This is a genomic window from Pseudalkalibacillus salsuginis, from assembly GCF_021646685.1.
Taxonomy (GTDB): Bacteria; Bacillota; Bacilli; order Bacillales; family Fictibacillaceae; genus Pseudalkalibacillus; species Pseudalkalibacillus salsuginis.
Map to the genome: position 1 here is coordinate 256,158 of NZ_JAKJHW010000002.1, position 24,927 is coordinate 281,084.

Below are 24,927 nucleotides of genomic sequence, written 5' to 3' on the forward strand. Positions count from 1 at the left end.
TCCCTACTTTCTTTATGGTTATCCAACATAACGTCGTTTCTCTTGTTCAGCAATGATCCTTTTCTCTTCTTGAACTCCGCTCCTACTATAGATGGTCAGGAATACAAGAGCTAGATGAACCGCGATTGCTACACTAGCATAGAGGAATGGATGCTGTAACGTGTAATTTTCCACTAAAAATGTAGCAGCCAACGGCGCAAGCAATAGCCCCATATTTTGAAAGGCTGACATAATCCCATATTGATAATGGACATTGCCGCCGCGCTGGAACAGGACGATTTCCAAGCTGGCTTGGCAGATTGCCAGTGCCAGCCCGAACAGGCACCTGAACACCACGAATAACGGCATACTGGTGACGACCCCTTGGAACAGGAGACTGGCTCCTAGGATCATACCTGCTATTTTATACAAGGACGGGATCTTATCGGGTCGGCATTTTACGATCATCGGTGCAGCCGCCACCGCCATGATACTCGGCATAAGGAACAGCAAACTGCTTGAAAACACGGATGTATGAAGCTCCCGTTCCGAAAACAGTGTGAAAAATGGCCGTACTAGCGTGACTGAGAAATGCAGCGTGAAAATGATCAATGCCATTTTCATAAGGAAGCCAAAGCCAACAACCCGTTTTCCGAGCACTTCTGGCTCTTTAGCAACCTCAGCATAAGCCCTCATCCTCTTAAAAACGAGAAAGCAAACGATCGCTTGGAGGGCATCCAATGCTGCCGCCCACCAGAAGACGATGAGCGGATCCTCCAATTGGATCACCCACCCGCTCGCTAAGGTTGCAACAATCACGGATGACTGGAATACAGCATGATAGAGCCCGGTCACACGCTTTTTCGCTTTTCCAGCCTGTTGGATCAGAATCGTGTACAGTAAGATGTAACTGCTTTTAAAAAACAACAGGCAGATCGAAAAAATGAGGAATTGCTGTTCTGTCTGTGATACCGCCATAAGAACACAAGCAAAAGCAGTGCCAACCTGCCCGATCAGCAGCAATTTTCTGGCATCAAACCGTTTTGCGAGCAGCCCCCAGATCGGCGAGATCAGCACCACGGTCAGACGGCATAAAAAAACATACATGCCTGTGAAGCTCAAATCCTCAATCCCGAACACTTTTTCAAAGAATTGCGGATAGAATGGCGATAACAACACCTCTGTCCCGACAAACAGGAAGATACAACCGAACAGGATAAAGTTGTTTAAACGTTGGCTGGCATACATGACGCTTCCATTCCGAATGTCTGGAATACATTTTTCTTCCTTACTGGATATACTTCACGTCCAACCAGGGAATTGATGATGACTGCATTGCGATGGGCTCCTAATCCGAGATCCGGTGCGCCTACGCCATGTGTATGGAGTTCGCCGTTCTGGATGAAGATTTTGTTGCCCATCGGTTGGTTCATTTTCAATTCGTAATTTTGTCGGATCTGATATCGGCCATGCTCGTCCCAGTCAATCAGATGGTCTATCCCTTCTAAAAATCCTGGCACTGTAGGTTGATAACCAGTTCCAAGTATGACGACATCTGATTTTTTTACAAATGTTTGTTCCGTAAGCCTGTGGATGAATTCCAACTCCCAATTGTCACCGGTCCGCTTAAGGTCCGAGGCTTCCGTCATCGCCTGCAACCCGATGTCAGGCTTCCCATCACCTACAGTACGCTCATAGAGCAGATCATAGATTTCCGCAATCGTATCTGTGCTGATTCCTTTATAGAGAAGATCCTGTTCCTGTATCAGCTTGTCCTTTTTAAATTGCGGCAGCTGGTAGAAGAAATCAGTATAGTCCGGTGAGAAATATTCAAGCCCAAGCTTGGAATACTCCATCGGGAAGAACCCTTTTGAACGGGTATACCAATCTAATGAATATCCTTTTTGTTCTTGTTCTTTTGCAAGATCATAAAATACCTCCGCAGCACTCTGGCCTGAACCGATCACCGTAATCGATCCGGCTTCGAGGCATCGTTTCCTATTGTTCAGGAACTGGGACGAATGGAAGACCGTTTCCCCGATATGCTCCTTTATGAAGGATGGAACGGACGGTGATGTGCCGATCCCAATCAACAGGTGACGCGCCTGATAAGTTTCAATCGAACGGTCTCTCCTGTTCAAGACGTCCACCTCGTATATCTGCTCCCCATTTTCTACAAGCGCCTGAACATTTTCAACTGACCTTCCGAACCGGCAAGTACCTAGTTGATCAGACACCCACTTACAATAATGGTTGTACTCTTTCCTTGGAATATGGAACTTTTCCAGGAAATAAAAGTGGTATATGCGATCATGCTCCTGCAGATAATGGAGAAAGCTGTACTTGCTCCGGACATCCGCCATGCTTACCAGATCTGCAAAGAATGGGACCTGGAGAGTCGTCCCATCCAGCAGCATCCCTGGGTGCCAATCGAATTCATCTTTCCGTTCAAAAAACAACGCATCGATCTCCGGAACCTCTTCTAACAGCGCAGCCATTCCTAAATTGAACGGCCCGATCCCAATTCCAATGACATCATGTATTCGCTTGGATTCTTCTTTTACCGTCATGTTTCCGTCTCCTTTCAAACACGTCCCGATGACAAAACATCAATAATCCTGTTTTATCAGGAAGTTCAATCGGTTTTACCCGTTCGAAACCACATTGTTCAAACACATGGATCATTTTTTCATTCCGGATATCAGGCTCTGCGATGATCTTCGTCGTCTCATGTACTTGGAACTGAAAACCGACCATCGATTCAAGCATTGGCAATGAATAACCTTTCCCAAGATAAGCAGTATCTCCGATAAGTAAGTGGATTCCTCGATCGGATCTGTCGGCTTCATAACACTTTTCGACGACATCCCCGTTGACCCAATAGGACTCCCAGTAACTCATCGGAACCCCTTCCAGACTTCCCAACCAGAGCGTCTGATGCGCATCAGCCAATGCTTTCTGTAAGTGCTTGGAGAACTTTTCAATCGGATAGTCAAGCTGCCAGAACGGTATGACGTGTGGTTCATTCATCCATTTGTGAATGCGTTCAACATCCCGTTCATAATCGACCTTTTCAAAAGAAATTTCTTTTTCGATCCTTGAATCGTAAAAGTTGTAGCTACTTCTCATAAGCAAGTTCAACCTCCTGCGTGATCGGATTGCCGATCATCGTATAGACGGATTGCGTTTCAAGGGATCCGGCAAGCTCATCCATGTCATGGAAACGCGTCAACAGATTCGCTTTGCAAGGCAAGACTGGTACATTGATCAGGCTGTCGATGAAACGAACAGCAATTCCTTTCTCCAGATGTTCTTCAAGGCGTGATCTTAAGACCTGCAAAAGCTTTTCCTCGGCTATCAAGCCACTTACACCGAATCCGTTGATGAGCCCGAACAGGTGATTGATGAAGAAGTAGTAGCGTAGCCGTTCTTCTGCTACCTCATCTGAACAGATCGTATTGCTTTTCCGATTCAGATCAGGAAGCAACGCGACTAACAAATCGGCCTTCGGTTCACTGTAGTAATAACCTTGATTGTCACGATAATAGAAAGTCCCAGGATAACCGTCGTCCAATTGGAGTACCGAGTTCTGCTGATGGGCTTCCAGTGCGATTCCATAGGTTTCATAGAGCCAGAGAATCGGATCCAAGGAAATGGATAGATAACGATTGAACCAATCCACACTCACTTCTTCGGTACTCCGACCTTCCCGGCTCGCGATCTCCTCGACGATCGCTAGGATCCTCATCTTGCCACCATAGGCATGGTCCTGGCATAATCCCGCGATCAAACTCGTATTGCGGCCATTTTCATAGAATGGATTTTCCCTGATGATGACTTCAAATCCAGTGGAATCCCCTTCAAGATCCAAATTCAAGTATGCTGGGTCTTCAATGATACGGAAACGCTCGAATCGTTCCTGTAAATCCTGCCCTACATTTTTACCGAGCAGTCTCGAAACTTCCACACCTCGGTCAAGCTCTTTCTTTTGGCTGACACGCAGTGAGTTCGTGATTTTGATTGGGACAGAAAATTTGAACATGTATTTCGATCTTTTGCTGTAAACAGTCCGGAAAGAGGATGTAGCCGTAAACTTCTTCCCTAATGGACCGATATATTCGAGCATTCCTCTTTTCATCAAGGATTGCACATCTTTTCGCTCAATCAGCTGCTTGGCCTGTAACGGATGAGTCGGGATGAAGATATTTCCTTCCTCTAGCTCAGCCGATTCCTTCAATTCACGGCTTACGATGGATGCGGCACTTTCCTCCAAACTTGAATCCTGTATGACAATCGACGGATCCGCCTTGAAGTAATGCAATTGGAATTCACCCTTAAGCTCAGGGGAATACAGATGCTCTTCTTCCTCTGAGATCCCCTGCTTGCTTTTCGATGTAGGATGCAGCAAATGTCCGAATAACAACGACTGCTCTGAATCAATATAGCTGAAGTTCACATCAGACAACTGCTCTGAGTCCTCTGCACGTTCTTGAATATATTTTGTGACATTGCGGCAGCTTAGAATGACCCTCAGCATGAATTCATCTTCGGCATCTTCCCGGTTCTGCTCGATCAACAACTCTTTTGTCAACAATGAAACGAGTGTGATGTAATCGATGCTTCTTAGTCTCTGACTGCCTACATGGCGGTAATAGATCGGAAACGCGAATAGGTGGCGGCCTGTAGGCGACCAGTAATTAACCGGCATGATCAATTCCACTCCTTGATGCTGGAGGTAACATTTGATGATACGCTCTGCTTTTTTATCAATTGTTTGGAGAATCGTCTGATCAGCAACCCTTTCATAATTTCCGGTCTCTCTCAGATAGCAATTCAGAAAACTCTGCATTGTGGCTTGTTCAGCAATGGTTTTATACTTTTTCAATGGTTCATCCCCCATTCGGTTGAGTACGTTTGTCCATATTGTTCAATCATCGTAAGAATTTCCTTGATATCGTCCAATGTAGTCCGAGGATTCAACAAGGTGAATTTCAAATAGGTCTCTCCCTCAACAGAGGTTTTCGCCATGATTGCCCCACCGCTCTCGAGCAGCATCTGTTGAATTTTTTTATTGAGCAAATTCAAGTCAAGTCCTTCACCAGCGATTGGATCATATCGGAATACGACGGCGTTCAAGGCTGGATTCCGGTTGATGATCCTGAAACCAGGGCGTCGATGGATCTCATCTGCTGTTTCCCTGGCAAGATTGAACGTATAATCGATCATGTCACCGAATGTTTTGGTTCCAATCATCCGTAAGGACATCATCAGCTTCAACGCATCGAATCGTCTCGTCGTCTGTGTTGATTTCGTTACAAGATGAAGCATGCCATCCTCCTCGTCATCATTAGGATTCAAATAATCGGCATAGTGCTGTATATACCTGAATGATCGTTTATCTTTGACAAGGAAAGCCCCGCAGCTGATCGGTTGATAGAAAAGCTTGTGAAAATCGACGGTGATCGAATCAGCTTGCTCAATCCCAGCCAGCTTTTGATAATGGCTGTGGCTAAGGATGAGTGCACCGCCATAGGCAGCATCCACGTGGAACCAGAGACCATATTGCTCAGCAACCTGTCCAATTTCTTTCATCGGATCGATACTGCCGAAGTCAGTCGTCCCGCACGTAGCAACGAGTGCAAAAGGCAATAGTCCGTTATCTTCAAGAGATCCCAATTTTTCTTCAAGGTCGTCCATACACATTTGATGGTAATCATCCGTTTTGATGACTACAACTGCATTTTCCCCTAGACCAAGCTGTGAGGCTGACTTTTTCACAGTAAAATGAGCGTGCTCCGAGCAAAGGATTCTCAATCGATTAGCCTGTTCCGGGAGTCCTTCCTTTTGGACATGATGACCCCATCGCTTCCAGCAATAATCGTCCCTGGCGAGCAATAATCCCATATAATTCGATTGTGTACCCCCGCTCGTAAAAGTGCCATCACCTACTTCCCCAAACCCGAACTTCGGAAGCAGCCAGCGAATCAGCTCATGTTCCAAATATGTGGCGGCTGTACTTTGATCCCAGGAATCCATGGATTGATTGAACGCACTGATGATCATTTCAGCTGCCAAGCCTGGCAGCAAAGGCGGACAGTGCAAGTGAGCAATACTTTTAGGATTGCTGATGTTGATATTGCTTTTTAAAAGAGGTTCCTGTATATCCTCCAACAGTTCATACAAAGATTCTCCATTTTCCTTTACAAGTTCCAGCCTTTGTATTTCATGCCTGATGTCTTCGGGCGCTTTTCCGACGTAAGGTTTTGATTGATCGGAAAACGCCTCGATCAACTTCTCGCTCACCAGCTGGACTGCATGGCTGTATGCTGCAGCCCCCTCTGCTCCACCATGCAAAAAGAAGGGATCGAAAGTTTTCTTTTCCTCATTTTGAATCGACGATGGTTTCAATACTTTTGTAATCATCGGATCACCGTTCCCCAAGAACAGCGGTCACTGCATTTTTGAAAATCGAGGCTACTTCGTCAACTTGCTGTTCTGTAATGATCAGAGGAGGTAGTACCCGCACGACACAACCATGCCGACCACCGACCTCGAGAATGAGACCACGGTTGAAGCATTCACGTTGGACCTGGCTTGCCAGCCCCGGATTGGCAGGGTGGCTTCCATTCGATGCCTGGGCTTTAGAAATATCAACCATTTCTACTCCTATCATCAAACCGCGTCCCCTCACATCACCGATTTCCGGGTACTTTTCCTGTAATTCCTTAAGCAAGACCTGGAACTTGTCCCCCATTCGATCCGCATGTTCAGTAAGATTCTTATCTTTGATGTGCCGGAGGGTAGCCGTACCGGTGGCCATTGCCATCTGGTTCCCTCTGAATGTTCCGATATGTGCGCCCGGTTCCCATTGATCAAGATCTTTATCATAAATCACGACCGATAATGGCAAGCTGCCCCCGATCGCTTTTGAGAGGACGATGACATCAGGTAAAATCCCGGCATGTTCGAAAGCAAAGAACTTACCTGTCCGTCCGATACCGGTTTGGATCTCATCAATGATCAACGGAATACCCCGTTCTTTCGTTATACGTCTCATTTCCTGAAGCCATCCTAAAGGGGCAGGAACCGATCCGCCTTCCCCTTGGACGACTTCCAGGATCATCGCTGCAGGGGGCAGGATACCGCTCTCAGGATCATCCAGGAGGTTCTCGATATATCGGCTGCTGATCTTATGGCCTTCTTCCCCTTTTATTCCAAATGGACAACGATACTCGTATGGATAAGGCAGAAAGTGTACATTTGGTATTAAACCTTGAACTCGTTCTTTCGGTCCAAGGTTACCGCTGATCGCCATCGTACCGTGCGTCGAACCATGATATCCACCCTGGAAGGTAAGGATAGAGCTTTTTCCAGTCGCAGTTTTCACAAGCTTCAATGCAGCTTCAATCGCATCTCCGCCTGTTGGACCGCAAAATTGGATCTTCGCCCGGTCTCTCAATTGGTCTGGAAGTGAGGAGAACATTTCACTCACGAACTCTTCTTTTACGGGAGTAGTGAGGTCTAAAGTATGTAAGGGTCGTTTATCCTGAATAATCTGTTCCATCGCTTTGATTACGACGGGATGGTTGTGCCCGAGGGCGAGTGTTCCTGCCCCTGCAAGGCAATCATAGTAGCGCTTCCCCTCAACATCAGTAACGAATATTCCCTCTGCTTCTTCAATGGCGATCGGTATCCTCCGAGGGTAGGATCTTGCGTTCGATTCGCGTCGTTCTTGTTGTGCTAATAAAGATTTATTTGATGTTTTCTCCATTACGATCATCTGAATCTTCCTTTCTGGTTTTGTTGATAATGATTTTCATTCGCGATAACACTACACTAATTGAAAATGATTATCATCGTCAATGATACTTGAGAACTATTCTCACTAAATTCGTTCATCAGGAGCTTGGTTTATTGATTCATAAGTTTTAATTAACAGATCAAAGAATAGATAATATAAAAAAACACTGCCCGTCAGGACAGTGTTTTTCACTTATCAATATTTAATTTGTGTATAAAAAACAACCAAGACTAAAGACCCATTCGACATATTAACCTGCCAGAACATCTCCTCTAGGGTATCTGATTTTTTCAGAACTTTGTTTTGCTAATGAGAAGGCTAATGTCAATGGCCCTAATTTGCCTATGAACATGATCAGAATGATGATGACTTTTCCGATGGCTGTAAGCTCGCCTGTCACTCCCATTGATAATCCTACCGTTCCGAAAGCGGAAAACACTTCAAAAATAAGTGGAAGCATTGAAGTATGTCTTTCCGTGACGCTTAACACCAGGAGTGCTGTAAAAACAAACGCAAGACCTATCGTAGCAATCGCTAACGCCTTCAATAAAAGGTGTGGATCGATCGTTCTCCGCAAGATGACGATTTCATATTTTCCTTTTAAGAAAGTGAAGACAGCGAAACAGATGATCAAGAAGGTCGTCAGCTTTATGCCCCCAGCAGTAGAAGCACTACCTCCTCCAACAAACATGAGAAGAAGGATTAGGATGATTGAAGAGTCTTCCATACTTCCGATGTCTAATGTATTGAATCCTGCCGTTCGTGGTGTGACAGCTTGGAAATAAGAAGCGAGAATCTTTTCACCTGATGATAACGGTCCAAGGGTTGCGGGATTATTATACTCGAAAATGAAAATGAACAAGAAAGCAATGACATTGATGACCAATGAACCGATAAGCATCAATTTCGTATGAAGACTTAAATTCCTGAATTCCTTCTCCGCCCACAAGTCGGACAAAACCGTGAATCCAATGCCCCCCGTAATAAACAAGAAGGTGATAATGATATTGATCACAGGATCTCCTACGTACCCCATCAGACTATCCGACCAGATCGAAAAACCAGCGTTGTTGAATGCAGAAATGGCATGAAACACGCTCGCATACAAACCTTGTCCAAAACCCATCTCAGGAGCCCATCTTATCGTCAGGAATATGACGGCAATTGATTCGCTGATGATTGAGTAAATAAAAAGCCTTTTAACGAGAAGGATGACACCGCCGATTGTCGTCTGATTCAGTGCTTGCTGTACATACATTCGTTGTTTCATGCCGATTTTTTTCCCGATCATCATGAAGATCAAGATCGCAAAAGACATGATTCCAAGCCCACCAACTTGGATCAATAACATAATTACACATTCACCGAATACAGTATATGCCGAACCAGTATCGACAGTAATCAGCCCTGTGACTGTCATTGCAGATGTCGAAGTAAACAAGGCATCCAACCAACTTATCGGCTCATTACTAGCAAAGGGTATTTTCAAAAGTAATGTTCCTAAAAAGATGAATACCATAAATACAACGACTAAAAATTGAGGTGGTGAGAGTTTGACGTTACTCATCCCTTACAATCCTTTCTCCTCAAATCGGTTCAAGTTCGAATTCGCTCCGATGACGATCAAAGTATCTCCTTCTTCCAATCGGATATCCGCAGCAGGAGAAACGATAATTTCGACCCCTTTTTTAATTCCGACGATATTGCATCCATACTTAGAACGGATCCCTAACTCTTCCAAAGACTTTCCGTTCACTTTTCTTGTAGCGATCAGCTCTACAATACTATGGTCAGGTGATAGCTCGATATAATCGATGATCTTTTCTGAAACAACATGGTGAGCAAGCCGTTTAGCGATATCCCGTTCAGGATGGATGATCCGGTCTGCTCCGATTTTCTCCAATACCATCCGGTGATATTTGGATTGCGCTTTTGCCCATACAGTTTTTACACCGATTTCTTTTAGAACTAGGGTAGTCAAAATACTTGATTGGATGTCATCACCAAGAGAGACGATGACGAGATCGAAATTGCGGATGCCTAGAGATTTCAGGACTCCTTCGTCAGTAGAATCAGCAACGACAGTATGTGTCGCCATAGATGAATAGGCGTCCACTTTATCGGCATTCCTGTCAATCGCAAGAATTTCAGCGTTCAGATCCTCAAATTCCTTACATAAGCTTCCTCCAAAGTTTCCTAGTCCGATTAATCCGATTTGTTTTTGGGTTGCGGCCATTATAATTTCCCCTTCTCAGCTGTTATTCTTTATGATGCTACATTTATCAATTTGTTATGATGATAATTAAGCATACAAAAAACCACAGAGGTAGAATACCCGTGGTCATTGGCTTTTGAGCACGTTCATCATCCTCTCTTCAAACGCTTACGAGGTTAGCTGTCGGATTCGGGCGTAAAGAGTCGCCCTACCTTTCTAACAAAGGATTCACCCCTAGTGACGTCCGCCACGTGAAAATCGGGTCCCCCGCTCCATCAATGAATTAAGCGATAAGAATAAGAAACACGTTATTTAGATAAATAATTTTAAGTGAAATTCACTGCACTCTTGCGGGAAAAGCGAGTCAGTCAGCCCCCTCAGTTTGACAAATCGGGAGTGAATTTCGTAAAAATAAACATTAGCATTTTTAAGATGTCCCTAATATTACTCCTGTCTTACATATGATGTAAAGAGCCGTTTGAAGCCAAATTCAATCATATTAACTTATATTTACGCATTTATGTTGAATAACTTTCATTTACTAACTGCATCGTCTCTTTCCTTTATCAGAACAATAATCTCAGTCACCTAGAATGGTTTTTGGGATAATTTTGAGAGTTGTCGGGATAATTTCGGTTTTTTCAAGATATTTTCCGAGTTGTCGAGATAATTTCCGAGTTGTTGAGATAATTTTGGGATTGTAGCGTTTATACCCTCATTTGTCGGGATAATGCATAAAAGGCTGAACACCTCAGTGTTCAGCCCTTAATCTTGATTATCTGTCATAACCATCAACGACGAGATCCAATTTCCCGGTGTCAGGGGCGATTACAAGCCCATGAACTGGAACATCATCAGGTAATAGGGGATGATTGCGCACCATATCCACACTATTTCTTACACTTTCTTCGACACTGTTGAAGCCGCTCAACCATTTTTCAAGGTCAACGCCAGAATGCTTCAAGGTATTGATCGTATCATTTGAAATTCCACGTTCTTTAAAGTGGCCTATCATTTTTTGCGGCTCGATACTGTTCATGCCGCATTGATGGTGACCGATCACGAATACTTCATCGGCGCTCAGCTCATATACGGCTACAAGTATACTCCTCATTACGCTTCCAAAAGGATGAGAAATGATTGCCCCGGCGTTTTTGATCAATTTGAAATCACCATTCCGCAAATTCATCGATCGCGGCAACAGTTCCACTAATCTCGTGTCCATACAAGAAACAACAACCATGCGTTTGTCTGGAAGTTTTGATGTTTGATAGGGTTCATAAGCTTTTTCTTCAACAAACGATTCATTATAGTTCAAAATTTCATCTAATAGTGGCATAATTAAGTCCCTCTCTTCAATAAGATTAGTCAAAACCCGCTTATAACTAATATATAAGTTGTTTAGAGGAATTTCAAAGGTCTGCTCCGAATTTTGTTCTTATTAAGCTAAATTTTTTATAGGCTAAGAATAATCATTTGTAATTAAGGGGGTACGAACGATATGTACAAATTTTCGTCTATCTGTGTATTTTGCGGGTCCAGTTTCGGGACGAGCCCGACTTATCGGGAAAACGTTGAAAAGTTAGGTGCCTTATTGGCGGAGAGTGATATTAAGCTCGTGTACGGAGGCGGCAACTCGGGATTGATGGGTGAACTCGCCCATGCTGTAATGAGCCACGGCGGAAAGGCGACCGGTATCATACCGCGAAAAATATATGAGCAGGTTGGCCATCTGGAATTGTCAGAACTGAAAATCGTCGATACGATGCATGAACGGAAAGCTCTCATGTATGAGCTCGCAGATGCATTCATAGCCCTGCCTGGTGGAATCGGAACGATGGAAGAAATGTTCGAGGTCATGACGTGGAACCAGCTGGGTTATCATCTGAAGCCGCTCGGGCTTTTCAATATCGATCATTTTTATGACCCGCTTTATCAGATGCTTGAGCATATGTATAAGGAGGGCTTCGTAAAGAAGCAGCACCTGGAGCAAACTGTGATCGAAGAAGAGGCTGGAATACTTTTAACTCGTTTGAATGAGCAGGAAGTCACTTCAATTGATAAATGGGACTGACGACCTCCATTTGTTTAAGGTTATTAATCCTTCTTTTTTCATTTTTTTCCATACGCTCTCTTTTCCGGCATGACATACGAATAAACTATAAGATGCCGATCAATGTTGAATTACAAAGTGATAGCCTGTTTTCAGCCCATTTTCTTGGGTATTATTTAATTACATTCGAAAAAACATCTTAGTAGGTGAGTTGTATGATACAAATGAATAAGAACTGGAAGGATTTTTTCAATAAGCCCTATGCATTCTTCTTCGTCGCAGTCATTTTATTTTGGCTGAAGACATATGTGGTTTATCAAATTGAATTTGAATTGGAAATCAAAAATGCGCTGCAATCATTCCTATTGCTCATAAACCCGATCAGCTCGGCCCTATTCTTTTTCGGTATCGCCTTATTGACGGCTGGGAAAAAGAGAGTCAGTGCGATCTTGCTAATCAATTTCCTATTATCGTTCCTATTATATGCCAATGTAGCTTATTACCGATTTTTCAATGATTTCATTACACTTCCGACAGTGCTTCACACAAATAGTGCTGGTGAATTAGGTGATAGTGCATTAGCACTTATGAAGTTTACGGATGTGCTTTATTTTACAGATACATTCCTCTTAATAGGTTTGGTACTGTTCAAGATCATTGGCCACCAACCACCGATTTCAAGGAAAAAAGCCGGTCTGGTTTTCGTTTCGGCGATACTGATCTTTTCTACAAACCTTGGCCTTGCAGAAACGGATCGGCCGCAATTGCTTACACGCTCATTCGACCGGAACTATCTTGTAAAATATATCGGACAATACAATTATCAAATATACGATGCAATTGTAACAGCTAAATCATCGACGCAACGTGCGATGGCAAGCAGTGATGATCTGTCTGAAGCCAAAGAATTCATTGAAGCGAACCAGACGCGGCCGAATGAAGAATATTTCGGTGCAGCAAAAGATATGAACGTCATTTATATTTCTTTGGAGTCTTTACAGACATTCGTCATCGGTGAAGAAGTCAACGGTCAGGAAGTGACACCCTTTCTCAATCAGCTGACGAACGATCCGAACACGTTCTATTTCGATAACTTCTTCCATCAGGTAGGTCAGGGGAAAACATCTGATGCGGAATTCATGATAGCCAATTCCCTTTTCCCATTACCGAGTGGAGCCGTATCCATGGAGAAGGCACAAAATACGTACCAGGCTCAACCGGCTATTTTGAAGCAGCATGGATACACGACGTCTTCCTTCCATGGAAACACCAAAACCTTCTGGAACCGTGATCATATCTACAAAGCTTACGGAATCGAGAAATTCTTCGATTCTGCGTATTATGACATGAATGAAGAAGATGTCATCAACTATGGATTGAAGGACAAACCTTTTTTCAAAGAGTCTATCCCTTATCTTGAAAACCTGGAACAACCTTTCCATGCAAAAATGATCACCTTGTCGAACCATTTCCCTTTCAAAATGGATGAAGGAGATGTCGACTTCCCAACACCTGAAACCGAAGATGAAGTGGTAAATGGATACTTTCAGACTGCTCATTATACAGACCAGGCTGTTGAGCAGTTCTTCAATGATCTGAAGGAATCTGGATTGTATGAGAACACGATTGTCGTCATGTATGGCGACCATTATGGAATATCCACAAACCATAATAAAGCGATGGAACAAGTGTTAGGAGAACCGATTACACCTTATAAGAATGCACAACTTCAAAGAGTACCGCTTTATATTCACATTCCTGGTGTTAAAGGAAAACAGGTCCATGAATACGGCGGGCAAGTCGATGTTCGCCCGACAGTATTGCATCTACTGGGAATTGAAGATGAACCATTTTTATCATTCGGATCTGACCTGCTCTCATCAGAGCATCGGGAAATCGTCCCATTCCGCAACGGCGACGTGATGACGCCGGAATATTCATCCATCAATGATAAATGTTATGAAAATCCGACAGGTCAGGCTGTTAAGAATAAGTTTTGTAAGGATGCTGATGAATTCGGAAGAAGAGAACTGGAATTATCCGATAACATCGTCTACAGTGACCTCTTGCGTTTTTACAAACCAAAAGGATTCAACCCTGTAGACCCATCCGATTACGATTACAGTAAGGATCAAACACAATAATCTTTGGGTCTGGGGTTGTCTAAACCATTCCGTTTGGAGGGGTGATTTCAAAATTACTAATTAAAATGGTATATATTTTGTCATTGAAATGGCTTTATATAATTAAAAATGGCTCGTCGAATTGACGAGTCTTTTTGCTTTATAGAACTTTATTGGAGGTATTCCGGTTACTCCTTTAAAGCCCCCAAATGATCTTCTATTAGCTGGTATTGTGGAATTTAGTTTGTTATGTAGGTGCAAACAATCCTGTTGACTTTGTTATTATTATCACACCATTATTTGCTTCTTTTTTTGCATTTAAACTGGCCCTTATTAAATCTTCGGAAGTAAGCATGGTGGCCTATAAGAGAGGGCTTTCAATCGTAAACATAACCACCAATAATGTAAATTGCCTTCCATTAATTTTACTTTTTTCCTGCATCTCTTTCCCGCCTTTCCTTTTTACTTCAATAAACCGTATAGAATATCACTAAATGGCTTATAAACAAATTTGATCCAATCCATAGGATTCGGGATATCTACCTGTAATCCCTGAGCTATACTTAACCCTGTCCCAAAAAGAAGCAGAATCCCAAATACCCATAGTTCTTTTTTTAATCCTTTTTTCAAAAGGGAAGGAACTTCGATATACACAATCACAATAATTACTAAAAGGATTCCTAAGATTGCAATCATACAGATATACTCCCTTCCTTCTTTTAGAAGGACACCCCACTACCTACTCGTCATATTTTGAAATCTACCTTCATACTTACGGAAAATTCCACAAATTTCTGAATCCTGTCGTTCGGTATTATATATAAATGATAGCTTTCATATGGTCCTTTTTCCTTCAGTCCCGACCAACACCACTTCTTGATTTTTTCAAGGGGGGATTCCTATAGTACCCGCCCGTCTTATCTTGACATCTTTTTATTCCTACCGCATGCAGTACATTTCTTGTCCCACTCTTTTTTTATTCTTATCCCATCTGGATTCGAAAGTTGAATCTCTTCACCAAAAATCTGCAATTAGTTCATCCAATGTAACAGTTATTGAATGCTCCCATACTTTTTCCGATATTTCGAGAGATGAAAATAATTTACTTGCTGGAATATTTTCCAATCCCGTCATTACTTTTAACGCATTTTCTACTTTCGAATCCTTCGCGACCACATTGTAAAAGAATGTTCTAAGTTCACGGTCCCTTGACAAAAAATCTAATGTATCTTCCCGTGCATTTTTATAGTATGTATATTTTCTTTCAGACACTTATTTAATTTGCCCTTCTGTTTGTGTAGACAAGGATTCGACTTTTAAACAACTTTTTAAAAAATCTCATTTTTCTACCCTCTATCACGTTTTCATCCATTATTTCCTGAATTAAACAATATAAACTTAGATAAAATAAGTCCTCAGCATTTTTTGTTTTAATTGTCCTAATATCATGAAAGAGGTATGAGTAGAATGAAATCGTTGATGAAGCCAATAGGTAAGCTCATTCGTATTTTTGTAGATTTAAAATTAAAATGCACTGTATGTATAATCGCTTTGAATAAACTTAAACCGTTTAAAAATACACTAACCGGAAAACCCGTTTTGGATATTTTTTCCCGAACCTCGCTTTTGTTAAGTTTGTCATTGATGGGCAGGTGGGCAGTAATGTTTAACAAAAGCTTAGCTAAATAACGCAAGTCCTTGTTACGTTCTTTTTCGCAGAAGCTAGAAATGTTTAATAGTTTATAGGAGAGCTAATACTATTAAGAATAAATTGGAAAGATACAACTTTACCGGAAGAGGTATAAGTATGCTTGAAAATGGTGTGATATCAGTAAGGCAATTTCAGATATTTGTTTTCGTATTTACTATAGGCAGTTCTGTCCTTTACATTCCTTCATCTCTTGCGGCTGAAGCAAAACAAGATGCTTGGATTGCTGCTGGATTTGGAGTAGTGATTGGGTTGTTGGTTGTTAAACTCATTACTTCCGTTGCGAATCTTTATCCTCATTTAAATTTTGCTCAATATACGGAAGTCATTTTAGGAAAATGGATAGGAAAATTAGTTAATTTAGCCTTCTTCTTTAATTTTTATATGATTTCTGCCTTTGTTCTTCGGGATGTAGGTGACTTCGTAATAACGCTCCTTATGCCGGAAACCCCTCTTGAAGCTCTCTTAATTATTTTTATTGTTGTTGTGATCATGGGGATTCGTTTAGGACTTGAGACGTTGGCTCGGACAGCAGAAATATTTTATCCATGGTTAATTATTATGATGTTAACACTGTTGATCGCTCTTACCCCTGAAGTTAAATTTTCAAATATACAACCTCTTTTTGAGAGCGGAGTAAAAACCATAGTTCGAGCGAGTCTCCCTTTCATCGCCGTTCCTTTTTTCCAATTTTCTGTTTTTCTAATGATTATTCCTTATATACAAAAGAAGAAAGGAGCGGAAAAAAAATTCTTTTCGGGGGCATTAAATGGAGGAATTCTATTAATTATATTTACAGTAGTTTCCATATTAGTTCTTGGGGTAGATATAACAGCTAGGCAATTTTATCCGACTTTTACTCTTTCCCAAAAAATAAATATTGGGAATATTCTGCAACGGTTTGAAGCTGTAATAGCAGGTGTTTGGTTTATTTCTATATTTATTAAATTAGCCATTTGTTTTTATGCGTCTGTTTTGTCCCTAGCTCATACTTTAAAGTTAAAGGATTATAAGGTTTTGACATTCCCTTTAGGGATGATATTGGTTGTTCTCTCAATAGTTGTTTACCCAGATATTGTGTATACCGCTGAGTTTATTAAATGGATGGTTTTTTATTTTGGAACGATGGGTTTGGTAATTCCGATTATATTATTAGGAGTATCGAAAGTAAGAAGAGGCGTAACCAAGCAGTAAAAAAGGTTGAACCTGCCTTCAATGATGAGGGCAGGTTTTTTTTGCGCGAATCTTGAGAATCATCCGTTTATCTGATACGCATATGGGGTATTTTCTATGTAACATGTTTTCTAGGAGGGAACTGTCGTTTTGTTGACCTTCATTTCTTATCTCGCAGTCATTCTAGGAATTTTGTCTGCTCTTTATATTCTTATTGATGTAATAAAAAATCCACAATCGATGGGGATCATGAATATCGTATGGCCGATCAACGGACTTTACCTTGGTCCTCTTGGCATCTATGCCTATTGGAAAATTGGCAGGGCCAAGCAAACCGATCATCATGACAATGTCGCTGAGAATAGCGATGGTGGGGAGATGCATGGGGATAAACCTCGCTGGCAAGGGGTATTCGTTTCAACGAGTCATTGTTCCAGTGGATGTGCTTTCGGAGACGCTGTCGGTGTACCTATTGTGGCAATGACCGGATTAACGATTGCTGGTTCGGTCCTATTTTCCCATTACACAGTGGAATTTATTCTCGCCTATCTTTTCGGGATCTTCTTCCAGGTTTTCTCCATCGTCCCAATGAGCCGGAAAATGGGGCATGAAATCAGTTGGAAAAAGGGTCTGATCAAAGCGATCAAAGCGGATACATTTGCTCTGATCGCGTTTGAAGTCGGTATGTTCGGGTGGATGGCAATCGTTCATTTTTACTTATTTACAGAACCACCTAAACCAGATACGATGACCTACTGGTTCATGATGCAGATCGCCATGATACTTGGCACCGCATCCAGCTTCCCGGCAAACTGGCTTTTAGTACAAAAAGGCATAAAACATAGCATGTAACGGAAAAGGGCTGACCTCATTGATGGTCAGCTCCCTATTTTTGTGGTCTTGCCCATATGAAATAAATCAAACCTGCCAGTGCCCTTTCTACCTTCAACACTTCCAGTTGTGATTCGTCCACAAAACCAATAATATCCCTTTGTTGATGGCAGCCGATCATTTTATAGGCAAGCGGATCAATGCCTCTTTGGATCCCTCTTAACATTCGATTCGTACTTTTCCCATGTTCAAGCATCAATACTTTCCCATCCGGCTTACTCCACCTTTGGAAGCGGTTCAATATTTGCACAGGGTTTTCGTAAGAACAGAAGGATAAGGAAGAAACGATTGTATCGAAGCTGTTCTTTTCAAAATGGATCGTTTCGACATCTGCCTGTTCCAGATTGATCTCGAACGGATAGGAATGAGTGATTTTACTGGCTGCATTCAGCATTTCAGAACTGAAATCGATCCCTGTCAATTCGGTTACATTTCTATAATAAGGAAGGTTCAAACCAGTGCCGATCGCAACCTCCAGGGTCTTCCCATCTGCATCAGGAATGATCCTTTTCCGAAATCTGGCTGTAGGATCTTTCTTTTGCAGCTTTTCATATTTTTTAGCTTGCTTATCGAATTTTCGAATGTGAGCGTCTTTATCCATCAGGACGCCCCCTTTCCATTCATCAGCTGTTTTCAGGTTGCGGCAGCAGGAAACTCATGACTGCAGCAGCGACAAGAATAAGAATCGCATATATGATCGATTGCTGGTAATTCCCCATCATGTCGTATAACATTCCTGGCAAGTAAGAGCCGAGTGCTGCACCAATCTGGTGACTGAGAAACAACCCACCTACCACAAGCCCGATGCTGTAGTTTTTGAAATACTCTGTAGCAAGCTTGATCGTCGGGGCAACCGTGGAAAAATCGACGATTCCAAACGAAATGCCAAATAAGATCAACATAGCCGGATTATGATGAAAGAACACCGCTAAGTCTGAAAAACCACCGATGATGAGCAGCAACACCAAGGTTAAACCGCGGAGGCCATATAAGAACCCGAGCATCTTCCGGCAATCCCACTTATCCGATAAATAACCAGAAGTGATCGTCCCTGCAAAATTGAATGCAGCTAAAAGCCCGATCGTCCAACTGATGACGGCATTCGAAACACCATGATGCTTTGAAAACGGAATCAAGTGGGTATCGATCAATCCGCTTGTCGTCACACCGCAAACGAAGAATGGAAGCATCAAAAACCAAAACTCCTTCTTTTTCAGTACCTTGAAGAAAACGAACATACCTGGTGCACGAACCGGCATTTGAATAGTTTTAGCTGGTCTTTTCACTGTGTACCCATATGGTTGCAAACCCATTTCACTTGGCCGGTTTTTAATGAAAAACACGAGCAGTGGAAGAAAAATCAACATTAAGAACAACCCATACGATAATACAGCCGTCTGCCAGGTGGTCCAGTTGATGAAATTGAGCGTCGATGGGACAATCAATAGCTGACCTGCAGCTGTTCCAGCCGACAAAATACCGAGTGCAAGTCCGCGCTTTTTCTGGAACCAGTTTGAAATGACGACAGTTCCGGTTACTTGCGAGGCTCCACCAAAACCGATTGATGCAATGATACCGTATAAAAGGAATAATTGCCACGGATGGTTTGCAAATGTCGTCATGAACATCGCCGTACCAACGAATATCACACTACCGATAAAGATTGCTCTGGGACCGACATGATCGACGACCTTACCGATCACCGGCTGGGAAATACCGAATATGATATAGCTGACCATCCCTACCATGGAGATCAATCCGCGGTTCGTCTGAAAGAAAGATTCCCAAGGTTCGATAAAAGCACCGAATGATAAACGGATCCCCTGTATAGTCAAAAGAGTCAGGAACGCCAGGGCAAGGATGATCCATGCATAATGTATTTTTTTGTTATAGGCTGTTTGCTGTCCTTGCTCACCGATTGCTACTGGTCCTTTCATCAAATCACCCCCATCTACCCTCCATATTAATTCAAAATTCCGACTCCCAGAATAATCATTATGGTATAATTGCTATAACAATCCGTTATAACCAGGAAGGTGGCTCACATGACTTTACAACAGTTGCGTTTTTTTATTGAAGTTGCGGAAAAAGGCAGCATGTCAAAGGCCTCAAACAGTCTCTTCATCTCACAGCCTGCACTGAGCAAACAATTGAAACAGCTTGAAAAATCATTGAATCAGACTTTGATGGTCCGGACGAATATCGGTATCCGGCTGACTGAGCAAGGAAGGCTCTTTCTTAAGAAAATCAGACCGTTAGTCGAACAACTCAATTCCGTCATTTACGAAACCATCAATCCGACTACGTTTCGATTCGGATCATTGCCGACAATGGCATCTTATTATTTTCCGAAAATCGCAAAACAGATGAAATCACATCAACTGTTTACAGTGCTTGAAAGCAGGAGCACACAATTATTGGAGTCCCTTCATAAAGGTGAAATCGATGGTGCATTCATTCAAGATTTTGAAGAAGGGGATGGCATTCGGGATCTTATGTTATTTGAGGAAGAATATTTAGTGGCAATACCGAGTGATCATTTATTTGCTCCAAAACCTCTGATCACCCTTGATGACCTTAATCAGGAAAAAATCATCCTTCCGCTGATCCCTTGTGAAACACGCCTTAAAGTTGAAAACATGTATAAGGAAAATGGTCTTTCATATCAACTGGCACTCGAAACGCCTTATGAAACGATCCTCGGTTATACAGCAGAAGGAGTCGGCTTATCATTCATACCTGAAATCCAGGCGGAACACGTCCAGCATCAAGGTGTCGTTTACCGTCGCTTGAAGCCTGCTGTTCTTAAGCGAACACTCCATTTTGTCACCAAATCCGACCTCGTGTATGAAATGATCCAGCATTATCGATCAAAAGGTAAAATGATTGAAGAAGTCGTCCCTTCCTGAGGAGATTTAGGTGGTGGAATCACCACCTAAGTCAAAGCCCTTTCATTATCCAATCCCCAAAAATTCCCTTATCATGCTATTGGTTCGTGTTTTTGAACAAACCCTGTAATTTTGAAAGCACTTGGTACAGCTTAATTGTAAACCATTATAATATTTTAGTTGACATATTTTTTGAGTTTCCTTATATTCTACTAGAGAGATAACTATGTTTTGGAGGAGACTTTTATGAAACTGAAACCGATTGATATTACACTTGCTGCTGTGTTTGCCGCTCTTATGGCAGTCGGCGCAAACCTGACCTCCCTCCTTGTAATCGGGAGTGTCCCAATAACCTTACAAACGTTCTTCAGTGTTCTGGCCGGCATGATTCTAGGAAGTCGTCTAGGTGCGATATCGATGACGGTTTACGCTGTGATCGGGCTAGCCGGAGCCCCTGTGTTCGCCCAATTCAGCGGTGGATTCGGCATGATTCTGAAGCCGACGTTCGGATTCATCCTTTCTTTCATTCTAGTAGCTTATATAACTGGAAAAATCGTTGAATCGAATTCCAGTAAAAAAAGTTACCTGATTGCAGCATTGGTCGGTATGGTGATCAACTATGCAGCGGGGACAAACTGGATGTTTGCAGCAATGAAGGTATGGGCGGATGCTCCTGAAGGATTCACGTACAAAATGGCCTGGGGATGGATGCTTGCACCGCTCCCGAAAGACATCCTCTTATCAGTGTGTGCAGGCCTTATTGCACCAAGACTCAACCGTACTCTTTCAAAAACCTCCCGTACAATCAAAAAATCTGCAGCTTAAAGGAGTGGTGAAATGACAACAAAATGGAATGACCTCGCAGACCATGTAATCTCTGGCGGGGAAATTACCGATGCAGAAGCCTTATCCATTTTGGATGCACCTGATGAAGAACTTTTGCTTTTACTCTATGCAGCCTACCAAATCCGGAAAACGTATTATGGGAATAAAGTGAAGCTTAATATGATCATGAATGCGAAATCAGGACTATGCCCCGAAAACTGTGGTTATTGTGCTCAATCGATCGTTTCCGATGCACCGATCGACTCCTATCCGATGGTTGAAAAAAAGACCCTTCTGAATGGAGCAGAACAAGCTCATAAAATGAATGTCGGGACATATTGTATAGTTGCCAGCGGAAGGGGCCCGACGAACCGTGATGTCGATACTGTCGTATCCGCGGTAGAAGAAATCAAAGAGAATTACGAATTGAAAATCTGTGCCTGCCTCGGTATATTGAAACCTGACCAAGCGGCCAGGCTGAAAGCTGCCGGTGTCGATCGATATAATCATAACTTGAATACAGCCGAGACGAATCATGACAACATCACGACCTCCCATACATATGATGATCGCGTCTCTACTGTCAATATTGCGAAAAATGCTGGCATCTCGCCATGTTCAGGTGTGATCGTCGGAATGAAAGAAACGAAACAGGAAGTCGTCGATGTTGCACACAGTTTGAAAGTCCTTGATGCAGATTCAATTCCGGTAAACTTCCTACATGCAATTGATGGCACTCCATTAGAAGGGACCTATGAGCTCGATCCAAGGTATTGCCTGAAGGTACTGGCTCTATTCCGATTCATCAATCCAACAAAAGAAATCCGCATATCAGGCGGACGTGAAGTGAATTTAAGAAGCCTCCAGCCACTTGGTTTGTATGCAGCCAACTCCATCTTTGTCGGTGATTATTTGACGACAGCGGGCCAGGACAGTACAAAGGATCACGAAATGCTTGAAGATCTCGGCTTTGAAATTGATTACGTCAAAGTACCTGTCAGTTGAAACTAACGATTACAAGTGGTTGGGCGTGGGAGCTAGAGATTCCATCTTCGTAAACAAAATTTTTATACTTTCTTACCTTTTAAGAAAAACCCACGGGAAATTTCACCGTGGGTTTTCCACATTAACCGACACCCTTCCACTCAACCGAATCATTTCACAACTTCGACGTTTTCATCCAAATAAACCCAATTTTGAGGAAATCGATAACGTAGACGCCAGTATGTGGCTCCGAGCAGGTTATATACTTCGAGAAGGGCGTACTTTGCGACAAAACTTTTTATATCCTCGTACCATACCGCATGCTCTATACCATCTCTTCTATAAATATATCCCGGAGCTTGTGCTGAGAGATCAAATGTAATAGGAACCCAATTCGCTATCGCCAGATTTTGGGCATTATTCGCAGTGATCGACCGAGCTACATTTCCCTGCTTATGAGGTAGCGTCCAATCATACCCATACAGGGCCATTGCCAACATGACTTTACGACGGTTGATCTGACCAGTTGCATACATCAACACCTGTTCGACCCACCAGACAGGGGCGATGGGATCAGGAGGCCCGACCGCATAGCCATAGTCTATCGTCATGATCGATACTATATCTGCAGTTTCTCCAATCGCCCTGTAATCGAGAAATCCGACTAAACGGTTCGACGGCATATCACTGCTTTTTGCATGGGCATTGACCTGCATAATCCTCGTTCCAAGGGCCCCTTTCAATTCCCGCAAGAAGGCAGTGAACTCATTTCTTCTTGTCGGAGGCACGAATTCAAAATCGATGCTTACCCCAGCAAAACCTTTGTTAGTAACCGTAGTGACAAGATTCCGGATCAGTGTACCCCTGACAGTTGTACTCTGTAAAACAACATCAGCCAAATCCGGACTGAAATTGCCTTGTTCATAATTGCTGATGACCAACAACGGTTTGATATTCAATTGTTTACTATATTGTATGATAGCTTCATCATTCGGTTGGATAAGAGCCCCTTGACGGTTGAATGAGTAAGTGAAAATGCCAAGATAAGATATATTTCCGGAAATCTCCCGTAAAATATTCTGATAAGGGGACTGGTCCCAAGCATCGATGAACACAAGCGTCTGCAGCGGGTATTTCAATTGAGTCGGGATACGGATGCGTTGACCTACTTGCAGTGCGTCAGGGTCAACACCAGGATTGGCTGCGATGATTGCCTGGACTGTCGTCCGGAATAGCAGTGACAGCTTCCAATACGTATCCCCTGCTCTGATCTGGTAAAACCTCTCGGGCAGGCTTTCGTCCGGAATATAGAGATTCAATCCAGGTACGAGTGCATCCGAGGTCAATCCATTCACCAGCTGTATGGTAGGAATGGGTACCCCATAGATACTCGAAATCCTCCATAATGTATCCCCGGATACGACCGTATGAATCGCCATATGCATCCCCCACATCATTCTGTCCTCTTCTATATACATATTAGTAGAGGTATGAGGTCATGCTGCACTCCCACAACTTTTGAAGGTCCAGGTTAAAAAGCCCCCAAATCGGGAGCTTCTTACTACTGTAAAAACGATTTTACAAAGTTTCAATCTAATGATAAATTTGTGTATTCAAAATTCCAGTTCGGGTTTCATAATTTTGATCCCTTTGTGAGAGCGGAAATACACCTCTTTATCCGATTCATAATGGACTTCTACCTTCAAATCGCCTATCATTAGTAAACTCATCTTTTCACGTAGCCCTATTGCCTCGTTCCAATCCAAGCTGGAATTGAGAAGATGGACAATCCTCTTAATACTTTCCGGATTATTTATTTTACGGCAATTTCGATCATCCGGATTTTCATAAATACAAACCATTCCAGGTACTTCTTTAACCCATTCCGTAGAAGTATGTCTTGGTGTCTTATCAAAGATCACTTCAGTTTCATTACCATGTTCATTATAAGACACAGATAAATGAAGCTCACCATCGAATTTATTCTTAATCCATGTTGAACGAAAACCCCTCCAATCATTATCATCAAGTGCGGCATCATCCAATATCCAACCATTTACAGGAAGTTCTTTCAAATAGTATTTGTAGATATCTTCCCGGTGGTCCCCTTTTATTGTATAAGTATTTCGATTAGGTACCAACCCTTTATATAATGGTATATCTTCATTCTCTTCAGGTATGATTGCCATCCCTTCATACGTGTCATCTGCCATTTTTCCATAAACAAAATATCCGCTGAACATTACAATCACGACAGCTATCAGACCTGCAACCCGCTTTTCCATAA

22 protein-coding genes and 1 riboswitch are annotated in these 24,927 nt (G+C 42.5%); of the genes, 7 read left to right on the forward strand and 15 right to left on the reverse strand.

Features of this window, described 5'->3' with window-relative positions:
* Nucleotides 1-18: 18 nt before the first annotated feature.
* The 9 genes from L1611_RS06425 to L1611_RS06465 all read right to left on the reverse strand — a co-directional run bounded on the left by L1611_RS06425 (nucleotide 19) and on the right by L1611_RS06465 (nucleotide 11,334).
* Entirely contained in the window at nucleotides 19-1,227 is a 1,209-nt protein-coding gene (locus tag L1611_RS06425; protein ID WP_236312273.1) for an MFS transporter, read from the reverse strand.
* Complete coding sequence (locus L1611_RS06430; RefSeq protein WP_236312274.1) at nucleotides 1,206-2,549, reverse strand: lysine N(6)-hydroxylase/L-ornithine N(5)-oxygenase family protein; 1,344 nt, start codon at nucleotides 2,547-2,549, stop codon at nucleotides 1,206-1,208. Before L1611_RS06430 ends, L1611_RS06425 begins: the two co-directional genes overlap by 22 nt.
* The gene (locus L1611_RS06435) at nucleotides 2,515-3,075 is read right to left on the reverse strand and encodes a GNAT family N-acetyltransferase (protein ID WP_236312843.1); all 561 of its coding nucleotides are present in this window, start codon (nucleotides 3,073-3,075) and stop codon (nucleotides 2,515-2,517) included. The genes L1611_RS06430 and L1611_RS06435 overlap by 35 nt, the downstream gene beginning before the upstream one ends.
* 22 nt (nucleotides 3,076-3,097) lie before the next feature.
* Nucleotides 3,098-4,864 (reverse strand): IucA/IucC family protein, encoded by a 1,767-nt coding sequence (locus tag L1611_RS06440; protein WP_236312275.1) that lies wholly within the window; start codon nucleotides 4,862-4,864, stop codon nucleotides 3,098-3,100.
* Nucleotides 4,861-6,402, reverse strand: coding sequence for a pyridoxal phosphate-dependent decarboxylase family protein (locus L1611_RS06445; protein ID WP_236312276.1), 1,542 nt, complete (start codon nucleotides 6,400-6,402; stop codon nucleotides 4,861-4,863). Before L1611_RS06445 ends, L1611_RS06440 begins: the two co-directional genes overlap by 4 nt.
* Nucleotides 6,403-6,406: 4 nt before the next feature.
* Nucleotides 6,407-7,759 (reverse strand): aspartate aminotransferase family protein, encoded by a 1,353-nt coding sequence (locus L1611_RS06450; protein ID WP_236312277.1) that lies wholly within the window; start codon nucleotides 7,757-7,759, stop codon nucleotides 6,407-6,409.
* Nucleotides 7,760-8,030: 271 nt separating this feature from the next.
* A complete protein-coding gene (locus L1611_RS06455; RefSeq protein ID WP_236312278.1) occupies nucleotides 8,031-9,347 on the reverse strand; it encodes a TrkH family potassium uptake protein in 1,317 nt (438 codons plus the stop codon).
* A 3-nt stretch (nucleotides 9,348-9,350) separates the two neighbouring features.
* Nucleotides 9,351-10,016 carry a potassium channel family protein gene (locus tag L1611_RS06460; RefSeq protein WP_236312279.1) on the reverse strand — a complete coding sequence of 222 codons (666 nt, stop codon included), beginning with the start codon at nucleotides 10,014-10,016 and terminating at the stop codon, nucleotides 9,351-9,353.
* 128 nt (nucleotides 10,017-10,144) lie between these two features.
* Nucleotides 10,145-10,295, reverse strand: a riboswitch (cyclic di-AMP (ydaO/yuaA leader).
* Nucleotides 10,296-10,770: 475 nt separating this feature from the next.
* Nucleotides 10,771-11,334, reverse strand: coding sequence for a beta-class carbonic anhydrase (locus L1611_RS06465; RefSeq protein ID WP_236312280.1), 564 nt, complete (start codon nucleotides 11,332-11,334; stop codon nucleotides 10,771-10,773).
* 162 nt (nucleotides 11,335-11,496) lie between these two features.
* Here L1611_RS06465 and L1611_RS06470 point away from each other — a divergent pair, with 162 nt between their 5' ends.
* A complete protein-coding gene (locus tag L1611_RS06470; RefSeq protein ID WP_236312281.1) occupies nucleotides 11,497-12,069 on the forward strand; it encodes an LOG family protein in 573 nt (190 codons plus the stop codon).
* A 194-nt stretch (nucleotides 12,070-12,263) separates the two neighbouring features.
* Nucleotides 12,264-14,192, forward strand: a complete 1,929-nt coding sequence (gene ltaS, locus L1611_RS06475; RefSeq protein WP_236312282.1) for a lipoteichoic acid synthase — start codon at nucleotides 12,264-12,266, stop codon at nucleotides 14,190-14,192.
* A gap of 441 nt (nucleotides 14,193-14,633) precedes the next feature.
* Here ltaS and L1611_RS06480 read toward each other — a convergent pair whose 3' ends face one another.
* Nucleotides 14,634-14,867 (reverse strand): hypothetical protein, encoded by a 234-nt coding sequence (locus L1611_RS06480; RefSeq protein WP_236312283.1) that lies wholly within the window; start codon nucleotides 14,865-14,867, stop codon nucleotides 14,634-14,636.
* A gap of 318 nt (nucleotides 14,868-15,185) precedes the next feature.
* Nucleotides 15,186-15,443, reverse strand: coding sequence for a Ger(x)C family spore germination protein (locus L1611_RS06485; protein ID WP_236312284.1), 258 nt, complete (start codon nucleotides 15,441-15,443; stop codon nucleotides 15,186-15,188).
* A gap of 535 nt (nucleotides 15,444-15,978) precedes the next feature.
* On the opposite strand from L1611_RS06485, the gene L1611_RS06490 reads away from it, so the two are divergent.
* On the forward strand, nucleotides 15,979-17,073 hold the full coding sequence (locus L1611_RS06490) for a GerAB/ArcD/ProY family transporter (RefSeq protein WP_236312285.1): 1,095 nt from the start codon (nucleotides 15,979-15,981) through the stop codon (nucleotides 17,071-17,073).
* A gap of 129 nt (nucleotides 17,074-17,202) precedes the next feature.
* Nucleotides 17,203-17,904 carry a DUF4396 domain-containing protein gene (locus tag L1611_RS06495; RefSeq protein ID WP_236312286.1) on the forward strand — a complete coding sequence of 234 codons (702 nt, stop codon included), beginning with the start codon at nucleotides 17,203-17,205 and terminating at the stop codon, nucleotides 17,902-17,904.
* A gap of 34 nt (nucleotides 17,905-17,938) precedes the next feature.
* Here L1611_RS06495 and L1611_RS06500 read toward each other — a convergent pair whose 3' ends face one another.
* Together L1611_RS06500 and L1611_RS06505 are read right to left on the reverse strand one after the other, a co-directional pair.
* The gene (locus L1611_RS06500) at nucleotides 17,939-18,544 is read right to left on the reverse strand and encodes a class I SAM-dependent methyltransferase (RefSeq protein ID WP_236312287.1); all 606 of its coding nucleotides are present in this window, start codon (nucleotides 18,542-18,544) and stop codon (nucleotides 17,939-17,941) included.
* A gap of 22 nt (nucleotides 18,545-18,566) precedes the next feature.
* A complete protein-coding gene (locus L1611_RS06505) occupies nucleotides 18,567-19,880 on the reverse strand; it encodes an MFS transporter (protein ID WP_236312288.1) in 1,314 nt (437 codons plus the stop codon).
* 108 nt (nucleotides 19,881-19,988) lie between these two features.
* Between L1611_RS06505 and L1611_RS06510 the strand changes: the two genes are divergently transcribed.
* The 3 genes from L1611_RS06510 (at nucleotide 19,989) to bioB (ending at nucleotide 22,661) form a co-directional block, all read left to right on the forward strand.
* Entirely contained in the window at nucleotides 19,989-20,852 is an 864-nt protein-coding gene (locus L1611_RS06510; protein WP_236312289.1) for a LysR family transcriptional regulator, read from the forward strand.
* 225 nt (nucleotides 20,853-21,077) lie between these two features.
* Entirely contained in the window at nucleotides 21,078-21,656 is a 579-nt protein-coding gene (locus L1611_RS06515) for a biotin transporter BioY (RefSeq protein ID WP_236312290.1), read from the forward strand.
* Between the two features lie 12 nt (nucleotides 21,657-21,668).
* Entirely contained in the window at nucleotides 21,669-22,661 is a 993-nt protein-coding gene (gene bioB, locus L1611_RS06520; protein ID WP_236312291.1) for a biotin synthase BioB, read from the forward strand.
* Between the two features lie 149 nt (nucleotides 22,662-22,810).
* Here bioB and L1611_RS06525 read toward each other — a convergent pair whose 3' ends face one another.
* Together L1611_RS06525 and L1611_RS06530 are read right to left on the reverse strand one after the other, a co-directional pair.
* Nucleotides 22,811-24,079, reverse strand: coding sequence for a LysM peptidoglycan-binding domain-containing protein (locus tag L1611_RS06525; protein WP_236312292.1), 1,269 nt, complete (start codon nucleotides 24,077-24,079; stop codon nucleotides 22,811-22,813).
* 174 nt (nucleotides 24,080-24,253) lie between these two features.
* Nucleotides 24,254-24,925, reverse strand: coding sequence for a hypothetical protein (locus L1611_RS06530; protein ID WP_236312293.1), 672 nt, complete (start codon nucleotides 24,923-24,925; stop codon nucleotides 24,254-24,256).
* Nucleotides 24,926-24,927: the final 2 nt, after the last annotated feature.

Bases quoted from the DNA above. Each gene is read 5' to 3' on its own strand.
- L1611_RS06425 (WP_236312273.1), bottom strand. From the start codon at position 1,227: ATGTATGCCAGCCAACGTTTAAACAACTTTATCCTGTTCGGTTGTATC.
- L1611_RS06430 (WP_236312274.1), bottom strand. From the start codon at position 2,549: ATGACGGTAAAAGAAGAATCCAAGCGAATACATGATGTCATTGGAATT.
- L1611_RS06445 (WP_236312276.1), bottom strand. From the start codon at position 6,402: ATGATTACAAAAGTATTGAAACCATCGTCGATTCAAAATGAGGAAAAG.
- L1611_RS06450 (WP_236312277.1), bottom strand. From the start codon at position 7,759: ATGATCGTAATGGAGAAAACATCAAATAAATCTTTATTAGCACAACAA.
- L1611_RS06455 (WP_236312278.1), bottom strand. From the start codon at position 9,347: ATGAGTAACGTCAAACTCTCACCACCTCAATTTTTAGTCGTTGTATTT.
- L1611_RS06460 (WP_236312279.1), bottom strand. From the start codon at position 10,016: ATGGCCGCAACCCAAAAACAAATCGGATTAATCGGACTAGGAAACTTT.
- L1611_RS06465 (WP_236312280.1), bottom strand. From the start codon at position 11,334: ATGCCACTATTAGATGAAATTTTGAACTATAATGAATCGTTTGTTGAA.
- L1611_RS06470 (WP_236312281.1), top strand. From the start codon at position 11,497: ATGTACAAATTTTCGTCTATCTGTGTATTTTGCGGGTCCAGTTTCGGG.
- ltaS (WP_236312282.1), top strand. From the start codon at position 12,264: ATGATACAAATGAATAAGAACTGGAAGGATTTTTTCAATAAGCCCTAT.
- L1611_RS06480 (WP_236312283.1), bottom strand. From the start codon at position 14,867: ATGATTGCAATCTTAGGAATCCTTTTAGTAATTATTGTGATTGTGTAT.
- L1611_RS06490 (WP_236312285.1), top strand. From the start codon at position 15,979: ATGCTTGAAAATGGTGTGATATCAGTAAGGCAATTTCAGATATTTGTT.
- L1611_RS06500 (WP_236312287.1), bottom strand. From the start codon at position 18,544: ATGGATAAAGACGCTCACATTCGAAAATTCGATAAGCAAGCTAAAAAA.
- L1611_RS06505 (WP_236312288.1), bottom strand. From the start codon at position 19,880: ATGAAAGGACCAGTAGCAATCGGTGAGCAAGGACAGCAAACAGCCTAT.
- L1611_RS06510 (WP_236312289.1), top strand. From the start codon at position 19,989: ATGACTTTACAACAGTTGCGTTTTTTTATTGAAGTTGCGGAAAAAGGC.
- L1611_RS06515 (WP_236312290.1), top strand. From the start codon at position 21,078: ATGAAACTGAAACCGATTGATATTACACTTGCTGCTGTGTTTGCCGCT.
- bioB (WP_236312291.1), top strand. From the start codon at position 21,669: ATGACAACAAAATGGAATGACCTCGCAGACCATGTAATCTCTGGCGGG.
- L1611_RS06525 (WP_236312292.1), bottom strand. From the start codon at position 24,079: ATGGCGATTCATACGGTCGTATCCGGGGATACATTATGGAGGATTTCG.
- L1611_RS06530 (WP_236312293.1), bottom strand. From the start codon at position 24,925: ATGGAAAAGCGGGTTGCAGGTCTGATAGCTGTCGTGATTGTAATGTTC.